At 43.4% G+C, this 20,992-nt stretch carries 12 protein-coding genes and 2 pseudogenes; 12 read left to right on the top strand and 2 right to left on the bottom strand.

The genetic code is table 11. The annotated features are described in order from the left end of the window. Positions 1 to 54 precede the first annotated feature (54 nt). The 11 genes from AB5Z12_RS09475 (at position 55) to AB5Z12_RS09425 (ending at position 19,862) form a co-directional block, all read left to right on the top strand. Positions 55 to 1,800, top strand: a complete 1,746-nt coding sequence (locus AB5Z12_RS09475) for an MATE family efflux transporter (protein WP_368357029.1) — start codon at positions 55 to 57, stop codon at positions 1,798 to 1,800. Positions 1,801 to 1,812: 12 nt separating this feature from the next. Next, positions 1,813 to 10,803, top strand: coding sequence for an amino acid adenylation domain-containing protein (locus AB5Z12_RS09470; protein WP_368357030.1), 8,991 nt, complete (start codon positions 1,813 to 1,815; stop codon positions 10,801 to 10,803). A gap of 28 nt (positions 10,804 to 10,831) precedes the next feature. Then, on the top strand, positions 10,832 to 11,134 hold the full coding sequence (locus tag AB5Z12_RS09465) for an STAS domain-containing protein (protein ID WP_118577945.1): 303 nt from the start codon (positions 10,832 to 10,834) through the stop codon (positions 11,132 to 11,134). Positions 11,135 to 11,362: 228 nt separating this feature from the next. Continuing rightward, complete coding sequence (locus AB5Z12_RS09460; RefSeq protein ID WP_173718539.1) at positions 11,363 to 11,998, top strand: 4'-phosphopantetheinyl transferase superfamily protein; 636 nt, start codon at positions 11,363 to 11,365, stop codon at positions 11,996 to 11,998. A gap of 222 nt (positions 11,999 to 12,220) precedes the next feature. Then, positions 12,221 to 12,370 (top strand): 50S ribosomal protein L33, encoded by a 150-nt coding sequence (rpmG, locus tag AB5Z12_RS09455; RefSeq protein ID WP_117853039.1) that lies wholly within the window; start codon positions 12,221 to 12,223, stop codon positions 12,368 to 12,370. Positions 12,371 to 12,395: 25 nt separating this feature from the next. Continuing rightward, complete coding sequence (gene secE / locus AB5Z12_RS09450; RefSeq protein ID WP_173718538.1) at positions 12,396 to 12,620, top strand: preprotein translocase subunit SecE; 225 nt, start codon at positions 12,396 to 12,398, stop codon at positions 12,618 to 12,620. 16 nt (positions 12,621 to 12,636) lie between these two features. Further along, entirely contained in the window at positions 12,637 to 13,152 is a 516-nt protein-coding gene (gene nusG, locus AB5Z12_RS09445) for a transcription termination/antitermination protein NusG (RefSeq protein ID WP_173718537.1), read from the top strand. A 68-nt stretch (positions 13,153 to 13,220) separates the two neighbouring features. Further along, on the top strand, positions 13,221 to 13,646 hold the full coding sequence (gene rplK / locus AB5Z12_RS09440; RefSeq protein ID WP_117852954.1) for a 50S ribosomal protein L11: 426 nt from the start codon (positions 13,221 to 13,223) through the stop codon (positions 13,644 to 13,646). 56 nt (positions 13,647 to 13,702) lie between these two features. After that, complete coding sequence (gene rplA / locus AB5Z12_RS09435) at positions 13,703 to 14,395, top strand: 50S ribosomal protein L1 (RefSeq protein WP_118577943.1); 693 nt, start codon at positions 13,703 to 13,705, stop codon at positions 14,393 to 14,395. 155 nt (positions 14,396 to 14,550) lie between these two features. Continuing rightward, on the top strand, positions 14,551 to 16,968 hold the full coding sequence (locus AB5Z12_RS09430) for a N,N'-diacetylchitobiose phosphorylase (RefSeq protein WP_173718536.1): 2,418 nt from the start codon (positions 14,551 to 14,553) through the stop codon (positions 16,966 to 16,968). 50 nt (positions 16,969 to 17,018) lie between these two features. Beyond that, positions 17,019 to 19,862, top strand: a complete 2,844-nt coding sequence (locus AB5Z12_RS09425) for a cellobiose phosphorylase (protein ID WP_173718535.1) — start codon at positions 17,019 to 17,021, stop codon at positions 19,860 to 19,862. Positions 19,863 to 19,980: 118 nt separating this feature from the next. Here AB5Z12_RS09425 and AB5Z12_RS09420 read toward each other — a convergent pair. Then, positions 19,981 to 20,109 (bottom strand): annotated as a pseudogene (locus AB5Z12_RS09420) (DUF6783 domain-containing protein). Between AB5Z12_RS09420 and AB5Z12_RS09415 the strand changes: the two are divergent. Next, a pseudogene (locus tag AB5Z12_RS09415) lies at positions 20,059 to 20,178 on the top strand (DUF6783 domain-containing protein); the annotation flags it as partial. The pseudogenes AB5Z12_RS09420 and AB5Z12_RS09415 sit on opposite strands and share 51 nt — an antisense overlap. Here the strand turns inward: AB5Z12_RS09415 and AB5Z12_RS09410 are convergent. Beyond that, positions 20,160 to 20,900, bottom strand: coding sequence for a helix-turn-helix domain-containing protein (locus AB5Z12_RS09410; RefSeq protein ID WP_148463499.1), 741 nt, complete (start codon positions 20,898 to 20,900; stop codon positions 20,160 to 20,162). The pseudogene AB5Z12_RS09415 and the gene AB5Z12_RS09410 sit on opposite strands and share 19 nt — an antisense overlap. Between the last annotated feature and the right edge of the window lie 92 nt (positions 20,901 to 20,992).

Raw genomic sequence — 20,992 nt, 5'->3', positions numbered from 1 at the left:
ATGGAGTATTCTGATTTTGTTTAGAAATACTCCAAAATTTCGAAAGGGGATGGAATGGTGGAAAACAGAAATAACAGGTTGCTGAATGCGAAATTAAACAAGTATATCGTTCCAGGTATTATGATGTCGCTGGCACTTCAGCTTGGAAACATTGTGGACACTATCTTTGTAAGTAATTTAATTGGTGTAGAAGCAATGTCCGCAGTCACAATGAGTCTTCCGGTTGAAACGATAGTTCAGCTTACCGGTTACTGTCTGGGTGTGGGAGGTTCCATAGCTGCAGGAAATATGCTTGGTAAACGTGACAAAGAAGGGGCTTCGAAATTGTTTTCAGCCACTTTCATCGTCACACTCGTGGTGGGACTGCTGTTTTCTCTTATTGCATTTCCTGCTGCAGGACCTATTGCCAGATTTCTGGTATCCGGAGACGGAGTTTTGACAACTTATACAAGAGACTATATCCGTATCAGCATGTTAGGTGCACCGGTAATCGGAATTGGTCTGATGATGGTAAATTACCTTGGGGTGGAAAATCATCCGGAGCTTGCTTCTGTTTATCTGATCACAGCCAATGTGATAAATCTTGTGCTGGATTACATATTTCTTAGATTTACACCACTTGGAGTTACAGGTGCATCCTTATCAACGGTACTTGGCTTCCTTTTTGCCATGGTGGTTTTCCTTTTCTATATTCGCTCAGATAAGAGGAATATCAGTTTCGTGCGGCTGAATGCAAAGGATTTCGGAATCGTGAAGGAAGCAGTGATTACAGGTGTGCCCATGCTTGTTTTCATGGCAACCAATTTTGTAAAAGCCCTTGGCCTGAACACCATCATTATGAATCAGATCGGGGAAGACGGAATGGCAGTATTTACGGTCTGCGACAATGTTTTGCTGATCGTGGAAATGCTTACAGGCGGAATCATTGGTGTAATTCCTAATGTTGCAGGAATTCTTTTTGGAGAAAAAGACTATGTAGGAATCCGTGTCCTGTGCAAAAAAATGCTGAAATACAGCTATATCGTGCTGGCCGTCATATTCGTTCTGATCATGCTGTTTACAGAACAGATCACCATTATGTTCGGAGGCGGCGGAGAGCTGGGACGGGAGATGGTTCATGCACTACGTATTTTTGCTTTGTGTGTAGTGCCTTATCTCTGGAATAAATTTACCGTAAGCTATTATGAATCTATTGAAGAGACTGCAATTGCAAGCTTTGTTACCTTCCTTGAAAACGCAGTGGCAGTTCTTCCTGCAACATTTATAGGAATTTCTATCTGGAAACAGATTGATGAAATCGGTACAAATGGAATTGGTGCTGCATTTGTTGCCACAGAGATCATAACCTTGATCGCAGCCTGGATTTTCCGAAAGATCAAACACAAAAATTCTACTTTTTATATTGTTCCGGACCAAAATCCCGGAATCAATTTTGATTTTTCCATTAAGAGCACCATGGAAGAAGCTGGCGCAGTTAACAGAAAAGTCCTGGAGTTCTGCAAGGAAAACGGTGTATCCGGAAACAGAGCCAATCTTGCTGCCGTGTGTGCAGAAGAAATGACTGTGAATATCATTAAATTTGGTGGAAAAACTTCCAACTGGATCGACATCAATCTTTGCCTGGAGGATGACATTTGCCAGTTAAGGATAAGAGACAACGGAGTGAATTTTAATCCGTTGGAATACAGCTATGACCATGAGGAGTTTGATATCCATGGAATTGAGCTGGTGAAAAAGATTTCAAAATCAATGGATTATATCCGCGCAATTGATATGAATAATACTATAATATCATTTTAGGAGGTGCAGGAAATGTCTGACATTAACGAAAAGAGCAATTTTGTTTTTGAATTTCAGCCTGTGACAAAGCTGTTTGAAGAGCAGGTGCGGCTTCATCCTGACAAATGTGCTGTAGCTTCCAGCAAGGAAAGCTTTACCTACGCACAGCTGAATGAAAGAGCAAACAGAATTGCGAATTCTCTTATTGAAAAAGGCGTTGGCTGTGAAAAAATCGTAGGTGTGGTACTGGAGCGCTGTTGTGACTTTTACGCAGTCCGTCAGGGTATTTTGAAGGCTGGTGGTGCATTTGCTGTTGCAGCTCCGGATTATCCCGATGACCGTGTGCAGTTCATTTTTGAAGATGCAGGAGTTCCCTTTATTATCACCACAGAGGAGATCGCGAAGGAGCGCCAGGAGCTGTTTTCCAGGCTTTCCTGTAAGGTGCTTCTGCTTGAAGAACTGCTGGAAAATCCAAATGCCGGAAACCCGGATACCAGGATTAAGGAACATGATCTTTGCTACTGTATTTACACCTCCGGTTCCACTGGAAAACCAAAAGGTGTTATGATCGAGCATATCAACCTTGCCAATTTTGTAAATCCCAATCCAAAGAATGCAGAAACCTATGGCTATGTAAGCAGGGGAAGCGTTTCCCTTTCCATGGCAGCCATGACATTTGATGTTTCGGTATTGGAGGAATTTCTCCCTCTCACCAATGGAATGACCGCAGTGATCGCAAGCGATGAAGAGATCCTGAATCCCATTATGCTCGGAGATTTAATTGTAAAAAATAAAGTGGATATTATGACCACCACTCCTACCTATCTTTCCAATATGATCGATCTGCCTCAGCTTCAGGAAGCAGCAGCCCAGATCAGGGTATTTGACGTAGGAGCAGAAGCATTCCCGCCTGCACTTTTTGACAAGATTCATGCAGTAAACCCAGATGCTTATATTATGAACGGCTATGGACCAACCGAGACTACCATCAGCTGTACCATGAAGGTAATCACCGACAGCAAAAACATTACCATCGGAAAGCCAAACGGCAATGTTCAGGTTTATGTGGTTGACAAAGAGAACAGGATCCTTCCGGACGGAGAGACCGGAGAGCTTGTAATTGCAGGTCTTGGAGTAGGTCGTGGCTACATCAATCTGCCGGAGAAAACAGCGGAGGTTTTCATCACTCTCAACGGAGAAAGAGCCTATAAAACAGGCGATCTTGCAAAGATCACTCCAGATGGCGAGATCGAATTTTTCGGAAGAATTGACAATCAGATCAAGCTTCGTGGTCTCAGAATCGAGCTTGGTGAGATCGAGGAGATTGTTAACAGCTTCGAAGGAATTATCACCAGTATTACAGTACCGGCGGATAATAAATATCTTTGCTGCTACTTTATGGCAGACCGTGAGATCGATGTTGAAGCGCTTACCGCTTATGCGTCAGAATCCCTGGCTCATTACATGGTTCCGGATGTTTTCATCCAGCTGGAAAAAATGCCTTTAACACAGAATGGAAAAATTGACAAAAAAGCATTGCCCAAGCCTGTGGCGCAGCCCAGAAATCTGAAAGAGCCGGAAACTCCAATGCAGAAGAAGATCTTTGACATTGTGGCCCAAGTAGTAGAAAACGACTTCTTCGGAATCGACACCAGCTTTTATAAGGCCGGCCTTTCCTCCATCAGTGCAATGAAGCTCTGTGTTCTGATCTCAGAGGAATTTGGTGTTACCGTAAAAACAAGCGATATCCACGAGAACAATACCGTGGAGAAGCTGGAAAAATATGTAATGCTGGCGCCGAAGCTCAGAACCTACGAAAAGAGAGAGGTTTATCCTCTTACCGGTTCCCAGAAGGGTATTTTTGCAGAATGCAGCAAAAATCCTGAGAGTACCGTATACAATATCCCCTTCCTTTTTGAACTGGATCCTGCAGTGGATACCCGGAAATTATCCGATGCAATTGCCAGAATGGTAAGCGCCCATTCCTACCTGCTTACACAGGTATATCTTGACGATAATGGGGAGATGGTACAGCGCCCTGGATATGAGACATTTGTGCCGGAAGTAATCGAGACCACAAATGAGAAATTTGCCAGCCAGAAGGAAAGCCTTGTACGTCCGTTTAAGCTGGAAAAAGGACGTCTCCTTCGTGTGGCAATTTATGTGACAGAAGATAAGAAATACCTCTTTACTGATTTCCACCATATTATTGCTGACGGCAACTCCTATGATATCATTTTCGAGGATATCAATAAGGCCTATATGGGTGAAAAACTGGAAAAAGAGTCCTATACCGGATTTGATGCGGCCCTTGACGAAGAACAGCAGATGAAAGAGGGCAAATACAAAAAAGCTGAGAAATATTATGACAGTATTTTTGAAGGAATTGAGACTGAATCTCTTCCTATGCCGGACCTGAATGGAAAAGCTCCTGAAAAAGGTTATCTGGAGAAGACCATGGGCCTAAAAGAAGAGGCCATTCTTTCCTATTGCGAGAAGCTGGGTGTTACCCCGAATATTTTATTTACAGGTCTGTTCGGCATCCTTATGGCAAAATACTCCAATGCAGAGGATAGTCTGTTTTCCACTATTTATAATGGACGAAACGATTCCAGGCTTGAAAACACAGTCTGCATGCTGGTAAAAACCCTTCCTGTTTATTGCAAATTCGACCCGAAGACCACCGTACAGGCGTATATGGCAGAGCTTTCCGAGCAGATGCTGTCCTCCATGGCAAACGATATTTTCCCATTTTCCGATATTTGTGCAAAATACGGGCTGAATTCGGATCTTACCTTTGCATACCAGGCAGAGTTAAGCGACGATTATCCAATTGGAGACACCATTGCCAGAGGCCACGACCTTTCCCTGGATATGGCCAAAATGCCTCTGCTGATCCAGGTAAGAGAGTACAACCACACTTATGTGCTTACAGCAGAATACCGCAGCGACATGTACAGCCAGGCCTTTATTGACGGAATCCTGGATTCCTATGAAGCTGCCATGAGCTCCATGCTGAAAACAAAATATGTTTCTGAAATCTCTGTGATCTCTCAGAGTGGGGTAAACAAGATCGCAGAATTCAATCATACAGAAAACGAATTTGACAGAAGCAAAACCATTTCTGACATGTTCGCTGAATTGGCAGAGACCATTCCAGACCACACCGCAGTGGTATTTAAAGACCGGAAATATACATACAAAGAACTGGACGAGCTCAGCAACAGACTTGGAAAATATATTGCATCCCAGGGAATCGGCAGGGAGGATGTAGTCTCCATTCTGATCCCCCGCTGCGAATACATGGCCATCGCACCAATGGGCGTGATCAAAGCCGGTGCGGCATACCAGCCTCTTGACCCTACTTACCCGAAAGACCGCCTGATGTACATGCTGGAGGATTCTGCTGCTAAGCTTTTGATCGCAGACAGAGAGCTTCTGCCGCTGGTAGACGGCTATCAGGGACCTGTTTTATTTACAGATGAGATCCCACAGCTGGAAGAGCGTGATGTGGAACTTAAGAAGCCAGAGCTTCATGATCTGTTTATTTTACTGTACACTTCCGGCTCCACCGGCGTGCCGAAAGGCTGTATGCTGGAATATGGAAATATCACTGCATTCTGCCACTGGTACAAAAAGTATTACCAGGTAGATCACAGCTCCAAAATAGCAGCTTATGCGTCCTTTGGTTTTGATGCTTCCATGATGGACATTTACGGTGCAATTGCAAACGGTGCAGAGCTTCACATTATTCCGGAAGAAATCCGCCTTGATTTCATTGCACTTCAGCGTTATTTTGAAGAGAATGGCGTTACCCATTCCTTTATGACTACACAGGTGGGAAGACAGTTTGCAATGGAAATGAGCTGCGAGAGCCTGCAATATCTTTCCATAGGCGGAGAGAAGCTTGTTCCTATGGAGCCGCCGAAGGATTATAGATTCTTTAATGCTTATGGCCCTACAGAGTGTACAATTTTTACAACTATATTTGAAGTAGATAAGTACTACTCCAACATTCCAATTGGAAAGGCACTTGATAACTTTAAGCTTTATATAGCCGATAAGTTTGGCCATTTGCTTCCATACGGTGCTTGCGGTGAACTGATGATATCCGGATGGCAGGTTTCCAGAGGCTATCTGAATAAACCGGAGAAAACTTCGGAAGTTTATACAAAAAATGTTTATGACGATGCAGAAGGCTATGAAGTCCTGTATCATTCCGGTGATGTTGCCAGATATCTTCCAGATGGAAATATCCAGATCATTGGAAGAAAAGACTCCCAGGTTAAGGTCAGAGGCTTTCGAATTGAGCTTTCCGAGGTTGAGGAGGTCATAAGAAGATATGAAGGTATAAAGGATGCGACCGTAGTAGCTTTTGATGATCCTAATGGCGGTGGAAAATACATTGCAGCTTATGTAGTATCTGACAGTCAGGTTGACATAAATAAGTTAAATGATTTCATCAAAGAAACCAAGCCTCCATACATGGTTCCGGCAGTTACCATGCAGATCGACAAGATCCCGCTGAACCAGAATCAGAAGGTAAACAAAAAAGCCCTTCCACTGCCAGAGCGAAAAGTGGAAGAAATCGTGAAACCGGAGAATGAGACTCAGCAGAAGCTGTTTGACTGTATTGCTGAGGTTCTTGGCTATACCGAATTCGGCATTACCACAGATATTTACGAGGCAGGACTGACCTCTATCACTGCTATTAAGCTGAATATCCTTATTTCCAAAGCTTTTGACATTGTGATAAAAACATCTGACATCAAGGATCACCCAACCATTCAGATGTTAGAGAGCTTTGTGAAGACTGCCGGAAAAGAAACCAAGAGGGAAATCCAGGAAAATTATCCTCTCACCAATACTCAGGAGGGAATTTTCATCGAGTGTACAGCCAATATGGGATCCACCATTTACAACATTCCATATCTTCTGAAGCTTGACAAAAAGGTTGACCTGGATAAGCTGGCAGAAGCAATTGACAGCACCGTTGCAGCTCATCCTTACCTGAAAACCCGTCTCTTTATGAGCGACGAAGGAGAAGTCCTTCAGAAACGTAATGATGCTTTCACTTATAAGACGCAGATTATAAATGGAATGAACCGGGAAACTCTGGTTCGTCCGTACATGCTGTTTAATGAACAGCTTTTCCGCTTTGAGATTCACAGAACCTGTGATGGAAATTATCTGTTCCTTGACATTCATCATATTGTTGCAGATGGTACCTCCCTGGGCATTATCCTGAACGACATTAACAGGGCTTACAGCGGAGAAAAGCTGGAAGTGGAAGAGTATACTTCCTATGATCTGGCCCTTGATAACAGGGATGCTCTGGCAAGTGATGCTTATAAGAATGCAGAGAACTACTATAAATCCGTTTTTGAAAATGCGGGCGGAAGCATCAACTTCTATCCAGACAAGAGCGGAGCAGCTCCAACCGCAGAGATGTATCATCGTGAGACCAGTGAGTTCTCCGTACAGGACGTGAAGGCATTCTGTAAGAAGCACGGAATTACAGAGAATGTATTCTTTATCTCTGCTTTTGGTATTACTCTTGGAAAATACAATTTCAGGAAGGATGCGGTATTTACCACTATTTACCACGGCAGAAACGATTCCAGACTTTCCGATACCGTGGGTATGCTGGTAAAGACTCTTCCCGTTTACTGTGATTTCTCAGGAAGCACTGCGGATTGCCTGAATGCTGTCCAGCAGCAGCTGATTAATTCCATGAACAACGATATTTATCCGTTCTCCCAGATCAGCCATGAGTTCAACATCAAGGCAGATGCCATGGTGATCTATCAGGGCGACAACTTCGCCTTTGATAATATCGGCGGGGAATATGCGCAGGAAGAACCTGTTCAGCTGAATGCGGCAAAGGCACCTGTTTCCATCAGTATTTCAATTGAGAGAAATAAGTTTGTCTTTGAGATTGAGTACAGAGGCGACATGTACAACGAGGAAACCATCAAATACCTTGCAGATAACCTGGAAACAACGGCAGATGGAATCCTGAGAGAATACGAGCCGGCAGACATCAGACTGATGTTTGAGGAAGAAACCAAAATGGAAGATGATCCTTCCCATGCCGGAAAGACCTTTGTAGACCTGTTCAGGGAAGCTGTTGCAAAATATCCGGACAGACCGGCGGTAAAAGACGGAATGGGCGAGCTTACCTATAAAGAACTGGACCATATGTCAGATTATGTTGCTCAGAAGCTTACGGAAAATGGCTTTGGCAGGGAAAAGGTTGCAGGTATTCTGTGCGGAAGAACAAAGGAATATGCCGTAGCTTATATCGGTGTTATGAAAGCCGGCGGTGCGTATGTTCCATTGGATCCGGAATATCCGCAGAGTAGAATTGAGTACATGCTGAAGGATTCCGAGGCAGAAAACCTGCTTGTAATAGACCGTTACCGCAGTCTGGTAGGCTTCTACGACCAGAATGTGATCAGCCTGGATGACGTGGCAGCAGAATCCAAAGACTTTGCACTTTCTGTAGAGCTCACAGCTCCGAAACCAGAGAACCTGGCTTATATGATCTACACATCCGGTTCCACCGGAAAACCAAAAGGTGTTATGCTTGAACAGCGGAACCTGCTGAACCTGATCGAGTATATCCTTATGACAAGAAAACTGACACCAGATGATATTGTGGCAGAGTTTGCAAGCTTCTGCTTCGATGCATCCGTGATCGACCTGTTTGCTCCGCTTACTGCAGGCGCAGTACTGTACATTTTGCCAGAGAGCATACGAAAAGATGCGGTTGCTGTTGGAAAATTCATAAAAGAAGAAAAAATTACCACAGCTACCTTCCCAACTCAGATGGGCGAGTTGGTTGCAGAGCTTCTTGACGATGCTCCGAGCCTGAAATTTGTCACCCTGGGTGGTGAGAAGTTCAAATATTACCGGGATAGAACTTACCAGATGATCAATGGCTACGGTCCAACGGAGAATACTGTTTCCTCCACAGAGTTCTGGGTTGACAAACAGTACGACAACATCCCGATCGGTAAGTCACAGCGGAATATCCGCAGCTACATTGTGGACGAAAATATGAAACGGCTTCCGGTAGGCGCTTCTGGTGAGCTTTGCCATGCCGGACGTCAGATTGCAAGAGGATATCACAATCTTCCTGAGAAGACGGCTTCCGTATTTGTGGAAAATCCGTTCTCCGTATGTGACGAGGACAAACGTCTTTACAGAACCGGTGATATGGTCCGCATGAAGGGCGATGGAAATATTGAATATATCGGAAGAATCGACTCCCAGGTAAAGATAAGAGGATATCGTATTGAGCTTGGTGAGATCGAGGGTGCCCTTCTGAAGCATGATCTGGTGAAGAATGCAGCTGTTATTGTGATTGAAAAAGGTGGAAACAAATATATCACAGCTTATTATACTGGAGAAACCATTCCGGAAGATGAGCTGAAACTGTTCCTGAACCCGCTGATTCCGGATTACATGATGCCGTCCTTCTTTGTCCATCTTGAGAAAATGCCGGTGACTCCTGGCGGAAAGATCGACAAAAAGGCACTTCCGGTACCAGAAGTAACCACCACAGCCAGCACAGCCTATGTGGAGCCTGTTACCGCTGTCCAGATTGCACTTTGCGAGATATTTGAAAAAGCACTTGGCATTGAAAAAGTAGGAATTGAGGACAACTTCTTCGAACTTGGAGGCTCCTCACTTACTGCATCGAAAGTTGCTGTTATGTGCCTTTCTAAGAATATTTCCATTGTATATGCGGACATTTTCAAATATCCGACTATCCGTGAGCTTTCTGCAATCGTGGATAACAGTGAAGCATTTGAAAATCCGCAGAGCGAGAATGAATTCTCCAGATACAATTATAACCGGATCCAGAGCGTGATCAGCGGAAATGTAGAAGAAAACGTAAACCAGGTGACAAAGGAAGAAATTGGTGATATCATGATCACAGGTGCAACCGGCTTCCTGGGAATTCATGTTCTGAAGGCCTATCTGGATAATTATGACGGCAAGGTTTACTGCCTGGTACGTAAAGGGAAATATGAGTCCATGGAGAAACGAATGATGCATATGTTGATGTATTACTTCGATAATCCATGCCAGGAACTGTTTGGAGAGCGTATTATCTGTGTGGATGGCGATATTACCTCGAAAGAACAGGTGGAGAAATTTGCAGATTACAAATTTAACACCATTATTAACTGCGCAGCCTGCGTAAAGCATTTTGCAGCTGGTGATGTACTGGAGAAGATAAATGTACACGGAGTGGAAAATCTGATTGAATTCTGTAAAAATAGTGGACGCAGACTGATCCAGATTTCTACTGTTTCTGTTGCCGGAGAAGGTTCCGATGGTGTTCCGCCAATGTCCAGAGTCTTTAATGAAAACGATCTGTATATTGGACAGAACATCACAAATGAATATATCCGCACAAAATTCCTTGCAGAGAGAGCTGTACTGGAAGCTGTTTCCAGTGGGCTTGACGGAAAGGTTATCCGTGTAGGAAATCTGATGAGCCGAAATTCAGATGGTGAATTCCAGATCAACTTTATTACAAACGGATTCCTGCGAAGCCTGAGAGGATATGAGGCAGTTGGTAAATTCCCAATTGGGGCTATGCACGAAGTTACAGAATTTTCACCAATTGATTCTACTGCACTTGCAGTGTTGAAACTGGTGCAGACAGACCGGAGATTTACCGTATTCCACGCCTGCAACAGCCATCATATCTATATGGCGGATCTGATCTATGCAATGCGGAGCCATGGATTTGACATTGACATTGTAAGTGATGAAGAGTTTGAGGCTGCAGTAAAAGAATTTGCAAAGAACAGTGATGATTCGGATGTTGTTTCCGGACTGATCGCGTATACGGCTCATAATGAAAATGAGATCTATACCCTGGATTACAGCAACCGGTTTACAGCACAGGTTCTTTACAGACTGGATTACAAATGGCCGGTTACAGATGACAGATATCTGGAAAGCGCTATTGAGGCACTTGACAGACTTGCATTCTTTGATTGATTTACGCAACTTAAAGGAGGAAATTGTAATGGAAATTGTAAGTAAGACAGAGGGCAGCAAGGTAACTATGGAGATCACAGGATGGCTTGACACCCAGACTGCACCGCAGCTGGAAAAGGAGCTGTCAGCACTTGATCCTGGTACAACCAGCCTGGTATTTGACTTTGCAAACCTGGAATATATCTCTTCCGCCGGACTTCGTCTGGTAATCGCCGCTTATAAGAAGATGGCAGGCAAGGAAGGCTTCCGGATTGTAAATGTTTCTGATGAAGTGTACGATGTTTTCAGTCTTACCGGATTTGACCAGAAGATCAATATTGAGAAAAAATAAAGGTTGAATTCGTGCATGGCGAAACGTATTGCGGGTCACAGGTAACATTCCGCGAGGTGTTTTTGTAAACAAAGTTCACAGAAAACCCGAGAATTGCGGCGCGAAATCATGTGAATGCATGATTTCTGTGCATGGCGAAGCGTATTGCTGTGATTAGAGTGAACAGTAATCTGTCTGGAGTAGACATAGGGAATCCACGGTTACTATCCGGTTCTTTTATAGTAAGAAATGATAAAATTATATAGAATCAATATCAATACTCTTGAGGATCCCTTGCAGAATGAAAGCCTTTTGGAACAAGTTGGACCAGAGAGAAGAAAGAAGGTCATCCGGTATCTTCAGCCGGATGACCGCAAAAGGAGTCTGGGAGCAGGAATTATGATCCGAAAGATCCTGAATGGGAACGGACTTTCCGAAAGCAGCCTGAAATATTCCGAAAATGGGAAGCCTTTGGCGGACCATTTCCATTTTAATATCTCCCATGCTGGAGAATATGTGGTAGGAGTAGTGTCGGATGGTGAAGTGGGATGCGACATTGAGCGGAATGTCAATGCGCCTCTGGAAATTGCGGAGCATTATTTCCATTCGACAGAGCGGGAATATATAGAAGCTGCTTCTGACCCGGGCAAAGCTTTTTTTACACTTTGGACCTTAAAGGAAAGTTATATGAAAATGACAGGCAGGGGGATGAGCCTTCCGCTTGATTCTTTCGAGATCATTCGAAAAGATCAGGGCTTTGTTCTGGGAAAATCACCGAAAAGACCAGGCTTTTTCAGGACAATGGAATTTGAGAATTATATTTTCTCAGTGTGCATGGAAAGTGATTTTTCTTTGCCGCCCAAGGGCTTTACAGAGCTTCTGTGACACTACTGCCTTTTGCTGCTATCCAGCATGGATTGGAGCTTATTTTTAGTCAAAAAATCCTTAAGAATTATATGCAAAAGACTTGACGGATATGTCCGCTGTGTGGTAAACTGTACAAGCGACATGGAAGTTAGGTCTTTTTTTTATGCCGAAAAACGGTGGCGGATACACCGAAAAGGCTGATTTAAGACCATGCAAATGAAAACACTGGAGGTGGAAGTTGTGCGCGTTAGGATTACATTAGCATGTACAGAGTGCAAGCAGCGTAACTACAATATGACCAAGGAGAAAAAGAACCATCCTGAGAGAATGGAAACCAAGAAATATTGTAAGTTCTGCCAGAGACACACAATGCACAAGGAAACAAAATAGTCACTTTAGATTGTGAGGTTAGGCTATGCAAGAAAAAGAAAAATCTGCAGGCAAGACCGCCAAGGCTAAGGAGCCGAAGAAATCCTGGTTCCAGGGGCTGAAGGCAGAGTTCAACAAAATTGTCTGGACAGACCGCGATACACTGATGAAACAGTCAGTTGTTGTTATTGTCATAACCGTAATTCTCGGTGTGATCATCAGTGTGATGGATGCAGGCATTCTGGAATGCATTAATCTTTTAATCAAATAAGGACAAAGGTGATTGTATGTCAGAAGCAAAATGGTACGTTGTCCATACCTATTCCGGTTATGAGAACAAGGTAAAGGCCAACATTGAGAAGACAATTGAAAACCGACATCTTGAGGATCAGATTCTGGAAGTACGGGTTCCTCTGGAAGACGTTGTGGAGATGCGTAATGGTGTTTCCAAGCAGGTCCAGAGAAAAATGTTCCCAAGCTATGTTCTTATCAACATGGTCATGAACGACGATACCTGGTATGTTGTCCGGAATACCCGTGGAGTGACTGGGTTTGTTGGTCCGGGATCCAAGCCTGTACCGCTCACAGAAGAAGAAATGAAGCCGCTGGGCATCAAAGATGAGACTGTCCGCGTTGATTTCGTCGAGGGCGATACCGTTGTTGTAACAGGCGGAGCCTGGAAAGAGACTACAGGTGTTGTGACTGCCATCAATCCGCAGAAGCAGCTTGTAACGATCAATGTAGAGATGTTTGGACGCGAAACACCGGTTGTAATCAGTTTCGCAGAAGTTCAGAAAATGTAACAGACAAAGGTAACACAATATCGTGGGAGGGACATACCCCCGCCAATACCACATAGGAGGTGCCGAAAATGGCAAAGAAAGTAACAGGATATATCAAATTACAGATTCCCGCTGGTAAAGCAACTCCAGCACCACCTGTAGGTCCGGCTCTTGGACAGCACGGTGTAAATATCGTTCAGTTTACAAAAGAGTTCAATGCGAGAACAGCAGATCAGGATGGTATGATCATTCCTGTAGTAATCACTGTTTATGCAGATAGAAGTTTCAGCTTCATAACCAAAACTCCGCCGGCTGCAGTTCTTCTTAAGAAAGCTGCAAATATCAAATCCGGTTCCGGCGTACCGAACAAAACAAAAGTTGCTAAAGTTACAAAAGCTCAGGTTGAGGAGATCGCTCAGCTTAAGATGAAAGACTTAAATGCAGCATCCATCGAAGCAGCAGCAAGCATGATTGCTGGTACTGCAAGAAGTATGGGAATTGAAGTAGTTGATTAATCACAAATAGTAAGTGGGAGGGCTTTTCCCCGCAAATACCACAGGAGGTTATAGAAATGAAACGAGGAAAGAAATACGTGGAGGCTGCTAAGGCAGTTGACCGCGCAACATTATACGATACTAATGAAGCTATCAGCTTAGTTAAAAAAGCTGCTGTTGCCAAATTTGACGAGACTATCGAAGTTCATATCCGCACAGGCTGCGATGGACGTCATGCAGATCAGCAGATCCGTGGTGCAGTAGTTCTGCCACACGGTACAGGTAAAACTGTTCGCGTTCTTGTATTCGCTAAGGATGCAAAAGCTGAGGAAGCTAAGGCTGCAGGTGCTGATTTCGTAGGCGCTGAGGACCTTATTCCGAAGATCCAGAATGAAGGATGGCTTGACTTCGACGTTGTTGTTGCAACTCCAGATATGATGGGTGTTGTTGGACGTCTTGGTCGTGTACTTGGACCGAAAGGTTTAATGCCTAACCCGAAGGCTGGTACTGTAACTATGGATGTTACAAAGGCTATCAATGATATCAAAGCTGGTAAGATTGAGTATCGTCTTGACAAATCAAACATTATCCATGTGCCGATCGGTAAAGCTTCCTTTACTGAGGAGCAGTTAAGCGACAACTTCCAGACGCTGATTGGAGCTATTGTAAAGGCTAGACCTAGCACACTGAAAGGACAGTATTTAAAGAGCGTTGTTATTGCTCCGACAATGGGTCCTGGAGTGAAGATCAACCCGATCAAGTTAGCTTAATAGATGAAAATGAAGAGCACTCACCGCGAGGTGGGTGCTTTTTTTCATGTCATAATTTTGATATTTTATAGTGAGTTTTGGTATATGTTTTTTATCATATGAGATATCATATGGGAAAATCGGGTCAATATAAAGACCAGGAGGAGTGTGCAGGGATGAAATATGGATATTTTGATGATAAGAAACGAGAATATGTGATTACCAGACCAGATACACCAGCGCCTTGGGTAAACTATCTGGGAGATCCTGAGTATGGTGCCATTGTGTCCAATAATGCAGGCGGATACAGCTTTGTAAAGTCTGGGGCTAACGGAAGAATTTTACGTTATGTTTTTAATCAGTTTGACGAGCCGGGAAGATATATTTATCTGAGGGACAATGAAACGAAAGATTTTTGGTCAGCGTCATGGCAGCCTGTAGGAAAGGATCTTGAAAAATATAAAAGTGAATGTCACCACGGTACTGCTTATACCAGGATGATGGCAGATTACAGCGGTATTCATTCTGAGGTTAGGTATTATGTACCCCTGGGACAGTCTTATGAGGTGTGGAGCCTTTGTGTGGAGAACTGTTCTGATAAGGAAAGAGAAATTAATGTAACCGGATATGCGGAATTTACCAACAACAGCAACTATGAGCAGGATCAGGTAAATCTGCAGTATTCCCAGTATATTACCAAAACTGTTTTCAGAGGAAACCGTGTACGCCAGATGATCCATGCAAATCTGGATCGTCTTGATGAAGGGGAAAAGGTAGATAACAAAGATGTGACAAATCGGTTCCTGGGTCTGGCCGGCGTGCCAGTGGATTCCTGGTGCGGTGAAAAAGAAGCATTTCTGGGGAGATATCACGGTTATGGAAACCCGGTAGGAGTAATTGACGGCAAGCTTAATTGTGAGGGAAATTATAATGAAAACAGCTGTGGTGCATTGACAGCAGTGTTAAAGCTTGCCCCGGGAGAAAAGAAAGAGATGGCTTTTCTTGTAGGTATGAAAAAGAATGACGAGGCAGAAGCGATTGTTGCGCGTTATGACCAAAATTGCCAGCAGGTTTGCGAAAGGGAACTGGAAGAACTGATCAGTTACTGGCATGGACAGCTTTCACATTTTCAGATAAAAACTCCAAGTAATGAATTTAATACCATGATCAACACATGGAACGCTTACAACTGTTTTATGACTTTTATCTGGTCCAGAGCAGCATCCTTTACTTACTGCGGTCTGCGCAATGGATATGGATACCGCGACACTGTGCAGGATATTCAGGGCGTGATCCATCTGGCACCTGAAATGGCAGCGGATAAGATCCGTTTCATGTTGTCTGCCCAGGTAGATAATGGTGGTGGTCTGCCTCTTGTTAAATTCACCCATAATCCAGGACATGAGGATACGCCAGACGATGCTTCCTATGTACAGGAAACAGGGCATCCGGCATATCGCGCTGACGATGCTTTATGGCTTTTTCCAACTGTATATAAGTATGTGTCAGAGACAGGAAATGTAGATTTTATTGATGAGGTAATCCCATTTGCAAATAAAGATGAAGGAACAGTATATGAGCATCTGAAACGTGCGATCCAGTTCTCGATGGAACATCTTGGAAAACATGGAATGCCGGCGGGACTTTATGCAGATTGGAACGACTGCCTGAGGCTTGGAAAAGATGGAGAATCTACTTTTGTAGCTTTGCAGTTTTATTATGCAATGACCATTTTGAAGGAGTTTGCGGCTTACGAAAAAGATGAAGAATATATCTCATATCTGGAAAAAAGCCAGGAAGAGCTTGGGAAACTGATTGAAAAGCTTTGCTGGAATGAAGACCGGTTTATCCGCGGTTTTACAGAAGCAGGAGAAATAATCGGACAGCGTACAGATCCGGAAGCAAATATGTGGCTGAATCCCCAGAGCTGGGCTGTGATCAGTGGGCTTGCAACAAAGGAGCAGTCAGAACTGGCACTTGAGCAGGTTTATAAAAGACTGAATACAGAGTATGGTGCTATTCTCATGGATCCCCCATACCACGCACATGCTTTTGACGGTGCACTGGCTGTAATTTATAATGCAGGAACAAAAGAAAATGCAGGGATTTTTTCTCAGTCACAGGGATGGATCATTCTGGCAGAAGCATTAATGGGACATGGAGAAAGAGCATTTGGCTACTTTATGGAAAATGCTCCGGCTGCACAGAATGATAAGGCGGAGATCCGCAGACTTGAGCCATATTGCTATGGTCAGTTTACAGAGGGGAAAGCAAGTCCGAATTTTGGCCGTTCTCATGTACACTGGCTTACTGGAACTGCGTCTACTGTTATGGTAGGATGTGTGGAAGGTATTCTTGGAATGCGTCCTGATTTCTATGGTCTTCGTATCGCACCGTCCATACCGAAGGAATGGGATGGATTTGAAGTCGAAAAAGATTTCCGCGGCTGTCACCTGCACATTAAAGTGCAAAATCCGGGACATGCAGAGAGTGGATTTAAGAAACTTACTGTAAACGGTGAAGAGTTAAAAGATAATTATATCCCACAGGATAAGCTGACTGCTGAAACTGAGGTTGAATTGTATCTGTCGTAAAAATTTAGTAGGCCTGGTGGGTGGACGCAGGCAGAAAGCGAGAAACATTGATGAAACATATAGAATTTCAGGATAAAAACGGAAGCTTTATTATACATGATCCGGAAAATTATAGCGGTCTGTATCTGCCTATGGCGGGAGAAAAAGGACTGAAATCCAGTATCACCCCTAATCTGGGAGGTGACAGCAAAACGGATCAGAATCATTTCCTTCTTGAGCCTGTAAGTATTGAAAACCTGCATAACAACCGAAATACCAGAAATTTCTGGTGTCAGGTATATAAAAGCACAGAAGCATGTGATACTGCTCTGTCTGGAGCAGATCCGAAGCTTCTGGGCTGTTGGTCTGTCTGTGGAAATTCTGCAGAACAGGAATTTCAGAAATTTACAGATAAGCAGGACGAAAGCACACTGGAAGCTGGTTTTATGTGGCAGAAGATTTCCCGAAAATCACAAAAATATGGTCTTCAGGCAGAAGTAACATCTTTTGTTACAATTTCTGGGGACATGGAAGTAGAATATGTGGAAATCACAAATATTTCCGAAAAAAAAGTGGAAATTGTGCCAACAGGTGCAATTCCGGTATATGGAAGAAGTGCAGATAATCTTCGAGATCACCGCCATGTTACCTCCCTTCTCCACCGAATTCGGACCACCGATTATGGTGTGGAAGTAACCCCGGTTTTGTCCTTTGACGAGCGGGGACATCAGAAAAATAATACTACATATTTTGTATACGGTTCAGATGAAAACGGAGAGAAGCCGGAGTCATTTTATCCTACGGTGGAGGAGTTTATAGGAGAAGGCGGAACCTTTCTGAATCCAGAGGCAGTAAGAATTAATAAGCCCGGAAAACCCTCTGGAACAGAACTTCAGGGAAAAGAGGCTGTTGGAGGCATCCGATTCAGCCGGAAAACACTGAAACCAAGGGAAACAGCTGGTTATATTTTACTATGTGGGATTGCAGATGCCGGTGAGCAGCAGTTCCCAAGAAAGGAGAATACAGATAAAAAGGCAATAGATCCGGCAAAAGCTTCTAAATGGATAGAGTCGTTGACTTCTGGCTGCAGGACCCGCTCCCAGGTACGGAATATGCTGGAAGAAGTAAAAGAACACTGGATTCGGAAGGTTAATGTAGCGTTTGAAACTGGAAGCGAAGATGCGGATAATTATCTGAAATGGATCTGTTTCCAGCCAATCCTCAGAAGAATTTATGGATGTTCTTTTCTCCCCTATCATGATTATGGAAAAGGGGGACGCGGCTGGCGCGATTTATGGCAGGATTGCCTTGCCTTGTTGATCATGGAGCCATCTGAGGTAAGACAGATGATCATTGATAATTATGGAGGTGTTCGTATTGATGGAACAAATGCCACAATTATAGGAAGTGGTCAGGGAGAATTTATTGCAGACAGGAATAATATTACCCGTGTATGGATGGATCATAGCTTTTGGCCGTTTGTAACTACGAAGCTTTATTTGGATCAGACCGGGGATCTTGATGTTTTATTTGAGAAGATTCCATATTTTAAGGATCTTCAGTCAAAACGCGGAACAGCTCATGATGAAGAATGGAACAGCAGTTATGGTAATTTACAGAAAACAGATGCTAATGAAATATATCATGGAACTGTTCTGGAACATATTCTTCTTCAAAATCTGTGCGCATTTTTTGATGTGGGAGATCATAATGAAATGTGTCTGCATGGAGCAGACTGGAATGATGCCTTAGACATGGCCTGGGAAAAAGGTGAGAGTGTGGCCTTTACCTGTGCTTATGCCGGAAATTTGAAGGATATCGCTTATGTGCTTAGAGAAATAGAGAGTGTTCAGGGAATTAACAGGATTGAGCTTGCAGAAGAAATGGAATGTCTGTTTGCCTGTGGAAAACAGTTATATGAAAACCCTGAGAAAAAACAGAAGGTTTTGAAGCAATATACTGATTTGAGTGCCCATAATCTCAGTGGAAATAAAGTAGTGCTTTCTCTGAAAATGGTATGCAGCAATCTGGAAGAAAAAGCAGACTGGCTCGTGGAAAATATTCGGAAAAATGAATGGATCCAGGATGGGGATAAAGGCTGGTTTAATGGATATTATGATAATCATGGAAGAAAAGTAGAATATAGCGCGGTTTCAGATGAAACCGACAATAAAGCTGGTGCAGAGTGTAACACCCGAATGATGCTTACCGGACAGGTATTTGCTGTCATGAGTGGTACCGCTACAGAGGAACAGATACAGGCAATCTGCAGGAGTGCAGATGCATATCTGTATGACAGGAAAGCCGGCGGCTACCGCCTGAATACAGATTTCAAAGAGGAAAAATTTGACCTGGGAAGAATGTTTGGATTTGCATATGGAGAAAAGGAAAATGGTGCCGTCTTTTCCCATATGGCAGTTATGTATGCCAATGCATTGTACAAAACCGGTCACGCCAAAGAAGGATACAAAGTTCTTCAGACTCTGCTTGATACTGCAATGGATTTTGAACGCAGCAAAATGTACCCGGGAATCCCGGAATATTTCGATAATCAGGGAAGAGGCTTATACGCATATCTGACCGGAGCTGCAAGCTGGTATATGCTGACCATGATAACAGAAGTTTTTGGAGTAAAAGGCCAGCTGGGCGATATGGTGATAGCACCTGCACTTATGCCTGAGCAGTACGATCAGGAAGGAAAAGCTTCCTTGAAAATAGAATTTGCCGGAAGGAAATTTTCCATTCATATTTTTAACAGGGAGAAAAAAGAATGGAATAAAGTGCAGATAAAAGAAGCCTTTTGTGATGGTACTTTGCTGTCGGCAGAAGGCGGCAGGCAGGCTCGCCTGAAGCGCTCTGAAATAGAAAAACTGACTTTGGAAAAAGTACATGAAATTAATATTATTTTGAACTAATCTGGATAAAGAATTAGAAAAATGACCAGATATTCAGGAATAACAATGCATAAATAAAGGTTATTCCTGAATATCCGGTCTTTTTATGTAAGGCGGAGAATTATGCATTGCAGGAGCCTTACGTGCTAGAGCCTGTTTGAAAAATCATTCCCGCAATCTGCACGCCCCACTTTGCGGTATATTTTGCCCGAATTCAGTTGCCGTAGCCCGCTACGGCGCCTTCATCCGGACAAAATCTTCCACAAATTGTAACGCACATCATGCAGAAAGCTTTTTTCAAACACGCTCTAGGTCAGCTTACCACATGGATTTATAATACCTATCCCTGTATTTTTTTGGAGTCAGACCAGTGAAATTTTCGAATACTTGAATAAAGTGACTCTGGGAAGAGAAGGATAGGTAATTGGCGATGTCAACTACTGCTTTGTCCGAGTAGCGAAGAAGATGTGTGGCTTTTTCTATTTTTTTCTCCCTTATGTAGTCACTGATGGAAATTCCAAGATTTTGTTTGAATACCCTGGATAGATAATTCTGGGAAAGACCGGTGTGGCAGGCAAGGTCTTCTATGGTGATACGGTCCTTTATATGAGCATAGATGTAATCAATGCACTGCATAACTGGCTTGGAAAGTACGGATAATTTTTTTTGCAGGATCATTTTTCCGGTAAAATCCTTTGCCATAGTGTGGTGAAGGTCTGCAATCTGTCGCAGGGAAGTGCAGGAATCCATTTTTAAAATGTAAAAGTCACTAAGCCGGTAGGCCTGCTCTGCCTCCATTCCTCCGTCAATGCAATATCTGGTAAGCATCGCAGCTGTAACCACAAAGTGGTATTTCAGATTCGTGACAGGGTTTCTGGAAAGGACTCCGGTTCCCTCCAGATTCGTAAAAGAATCTGCATTACAGTTCTGTATGACAGTTTCCATATCTCCGGTTTTTACTGCCGTATAAAAGGAATATTCAACAGAAGGCGGCCTGTGCTTGGATTCAGTTTCGTTTTCTTCAAATTCTGTGTTGTACCAGTCTTTTGATATTGCCATGTAATCCCCTCCAAAACAAAAATGTGTCATTTTTTATATTATGACATGAATCTGATATTTTGTTAAGAGAAATAATATAATGTCAAAAATAA

Origin of the sequence: Ruminococcus sp. RTP21358st1_G6_RTP21358_211008 (assembly GCF_040908885.1) — a bacterium.
GTDB lineage: Bacteria > Bacillota > Clostridia > Lachnospirales > Lachnospiraceae > Blautia_A > Blautia_A faecis.
The sequence above is the reverse complement of the archived record's forward strand: the minus strand, read 5'-3'. Positions and strand labels throughout refer to the sequence as shown.

What these genes read in the sequence shown, in the direction of transcription:
- AB5Z12_RS09475 (WP_368357029.1), top strand. Translation starts at nt 55, where the DNA reads ATGGTGGAAAACAGAAATAACAGGTTGCTGAATGCGAAATTAAACAAG.
- AB5Z12_RS09470 (WP_368357030.1), top strand. Translation starts at nt 1,813, where the DNA reads ATGTCTGACATTAACGAAAAGAGCAATTTTGTTTTTGAATTTCAGCCT.
- AB5Z12_RS09465 (WP_118577945.1), top strand. Translation starts at nt 10,832, where the DNA reads ATGGAAATTGTAAGTAAGACAGAGGGCAGCAAGGTAACTATGGAGATC.
- AB5Z12_RS09460 (WP_173718539.1), top strand. Translation starts at nt 11,363, where the DNA reads ATGATAAAATTATATAGAATCAATATCAATACTCTTGAGGATCCCTTG.
- secE (WP_173718538.1), top strand. Translation starts at nt 12,396, where the DNA reads ATGCAAGAAAAAGAAAAATCTGCAGGCAAGACCGCCAAGGCTAAGGAG.
- nusG (WP_173718537.1), top strand. Translation starts at nt 12,637, where the DNA reads ATGTCAGAAGCAAAATGGTACGTTGTCCATACCTATTCCGGTTATGAG.
- rplK (WP_117852954.1), top strand. Translation starts at nt 13,221, where the DNA reads ATGGCAAAGAAAGTAACAGGATATATCAAATTACAGATTCCCGCTGGT.
- rplA (WP_118577943.1), top strand. Translation starts at nt 13,703, where the DNA reads ATGAAACGAGGAAAGAAATACGTGGAGGCTGCTAAGGCAGTTGACCGC.
- AB5Z12_RS09430 (WP_173718536.1), top strand. Translation starts at nt 14,551, where the DNA reads ATGAAATATGGATATTTTGATGATAAGAAACGAGAATATGTGATTACC.
- AB5Z12_RS09425 (WP_173718535.1), top strand. Translation starts at nt 17,019, where the DNA reads ATGAAACATATAGAATTTCAGGATAAAAACGGAAGCTTTATTATACAT.
- AB5Z12_RS09410 (WP_148463499.1), bottom strand. Translation starts at nt 20,900, where the DNA reads ATGGCAATATCAAAAGACTGGTACAACACAGAATTTGAAGAAAACGAA.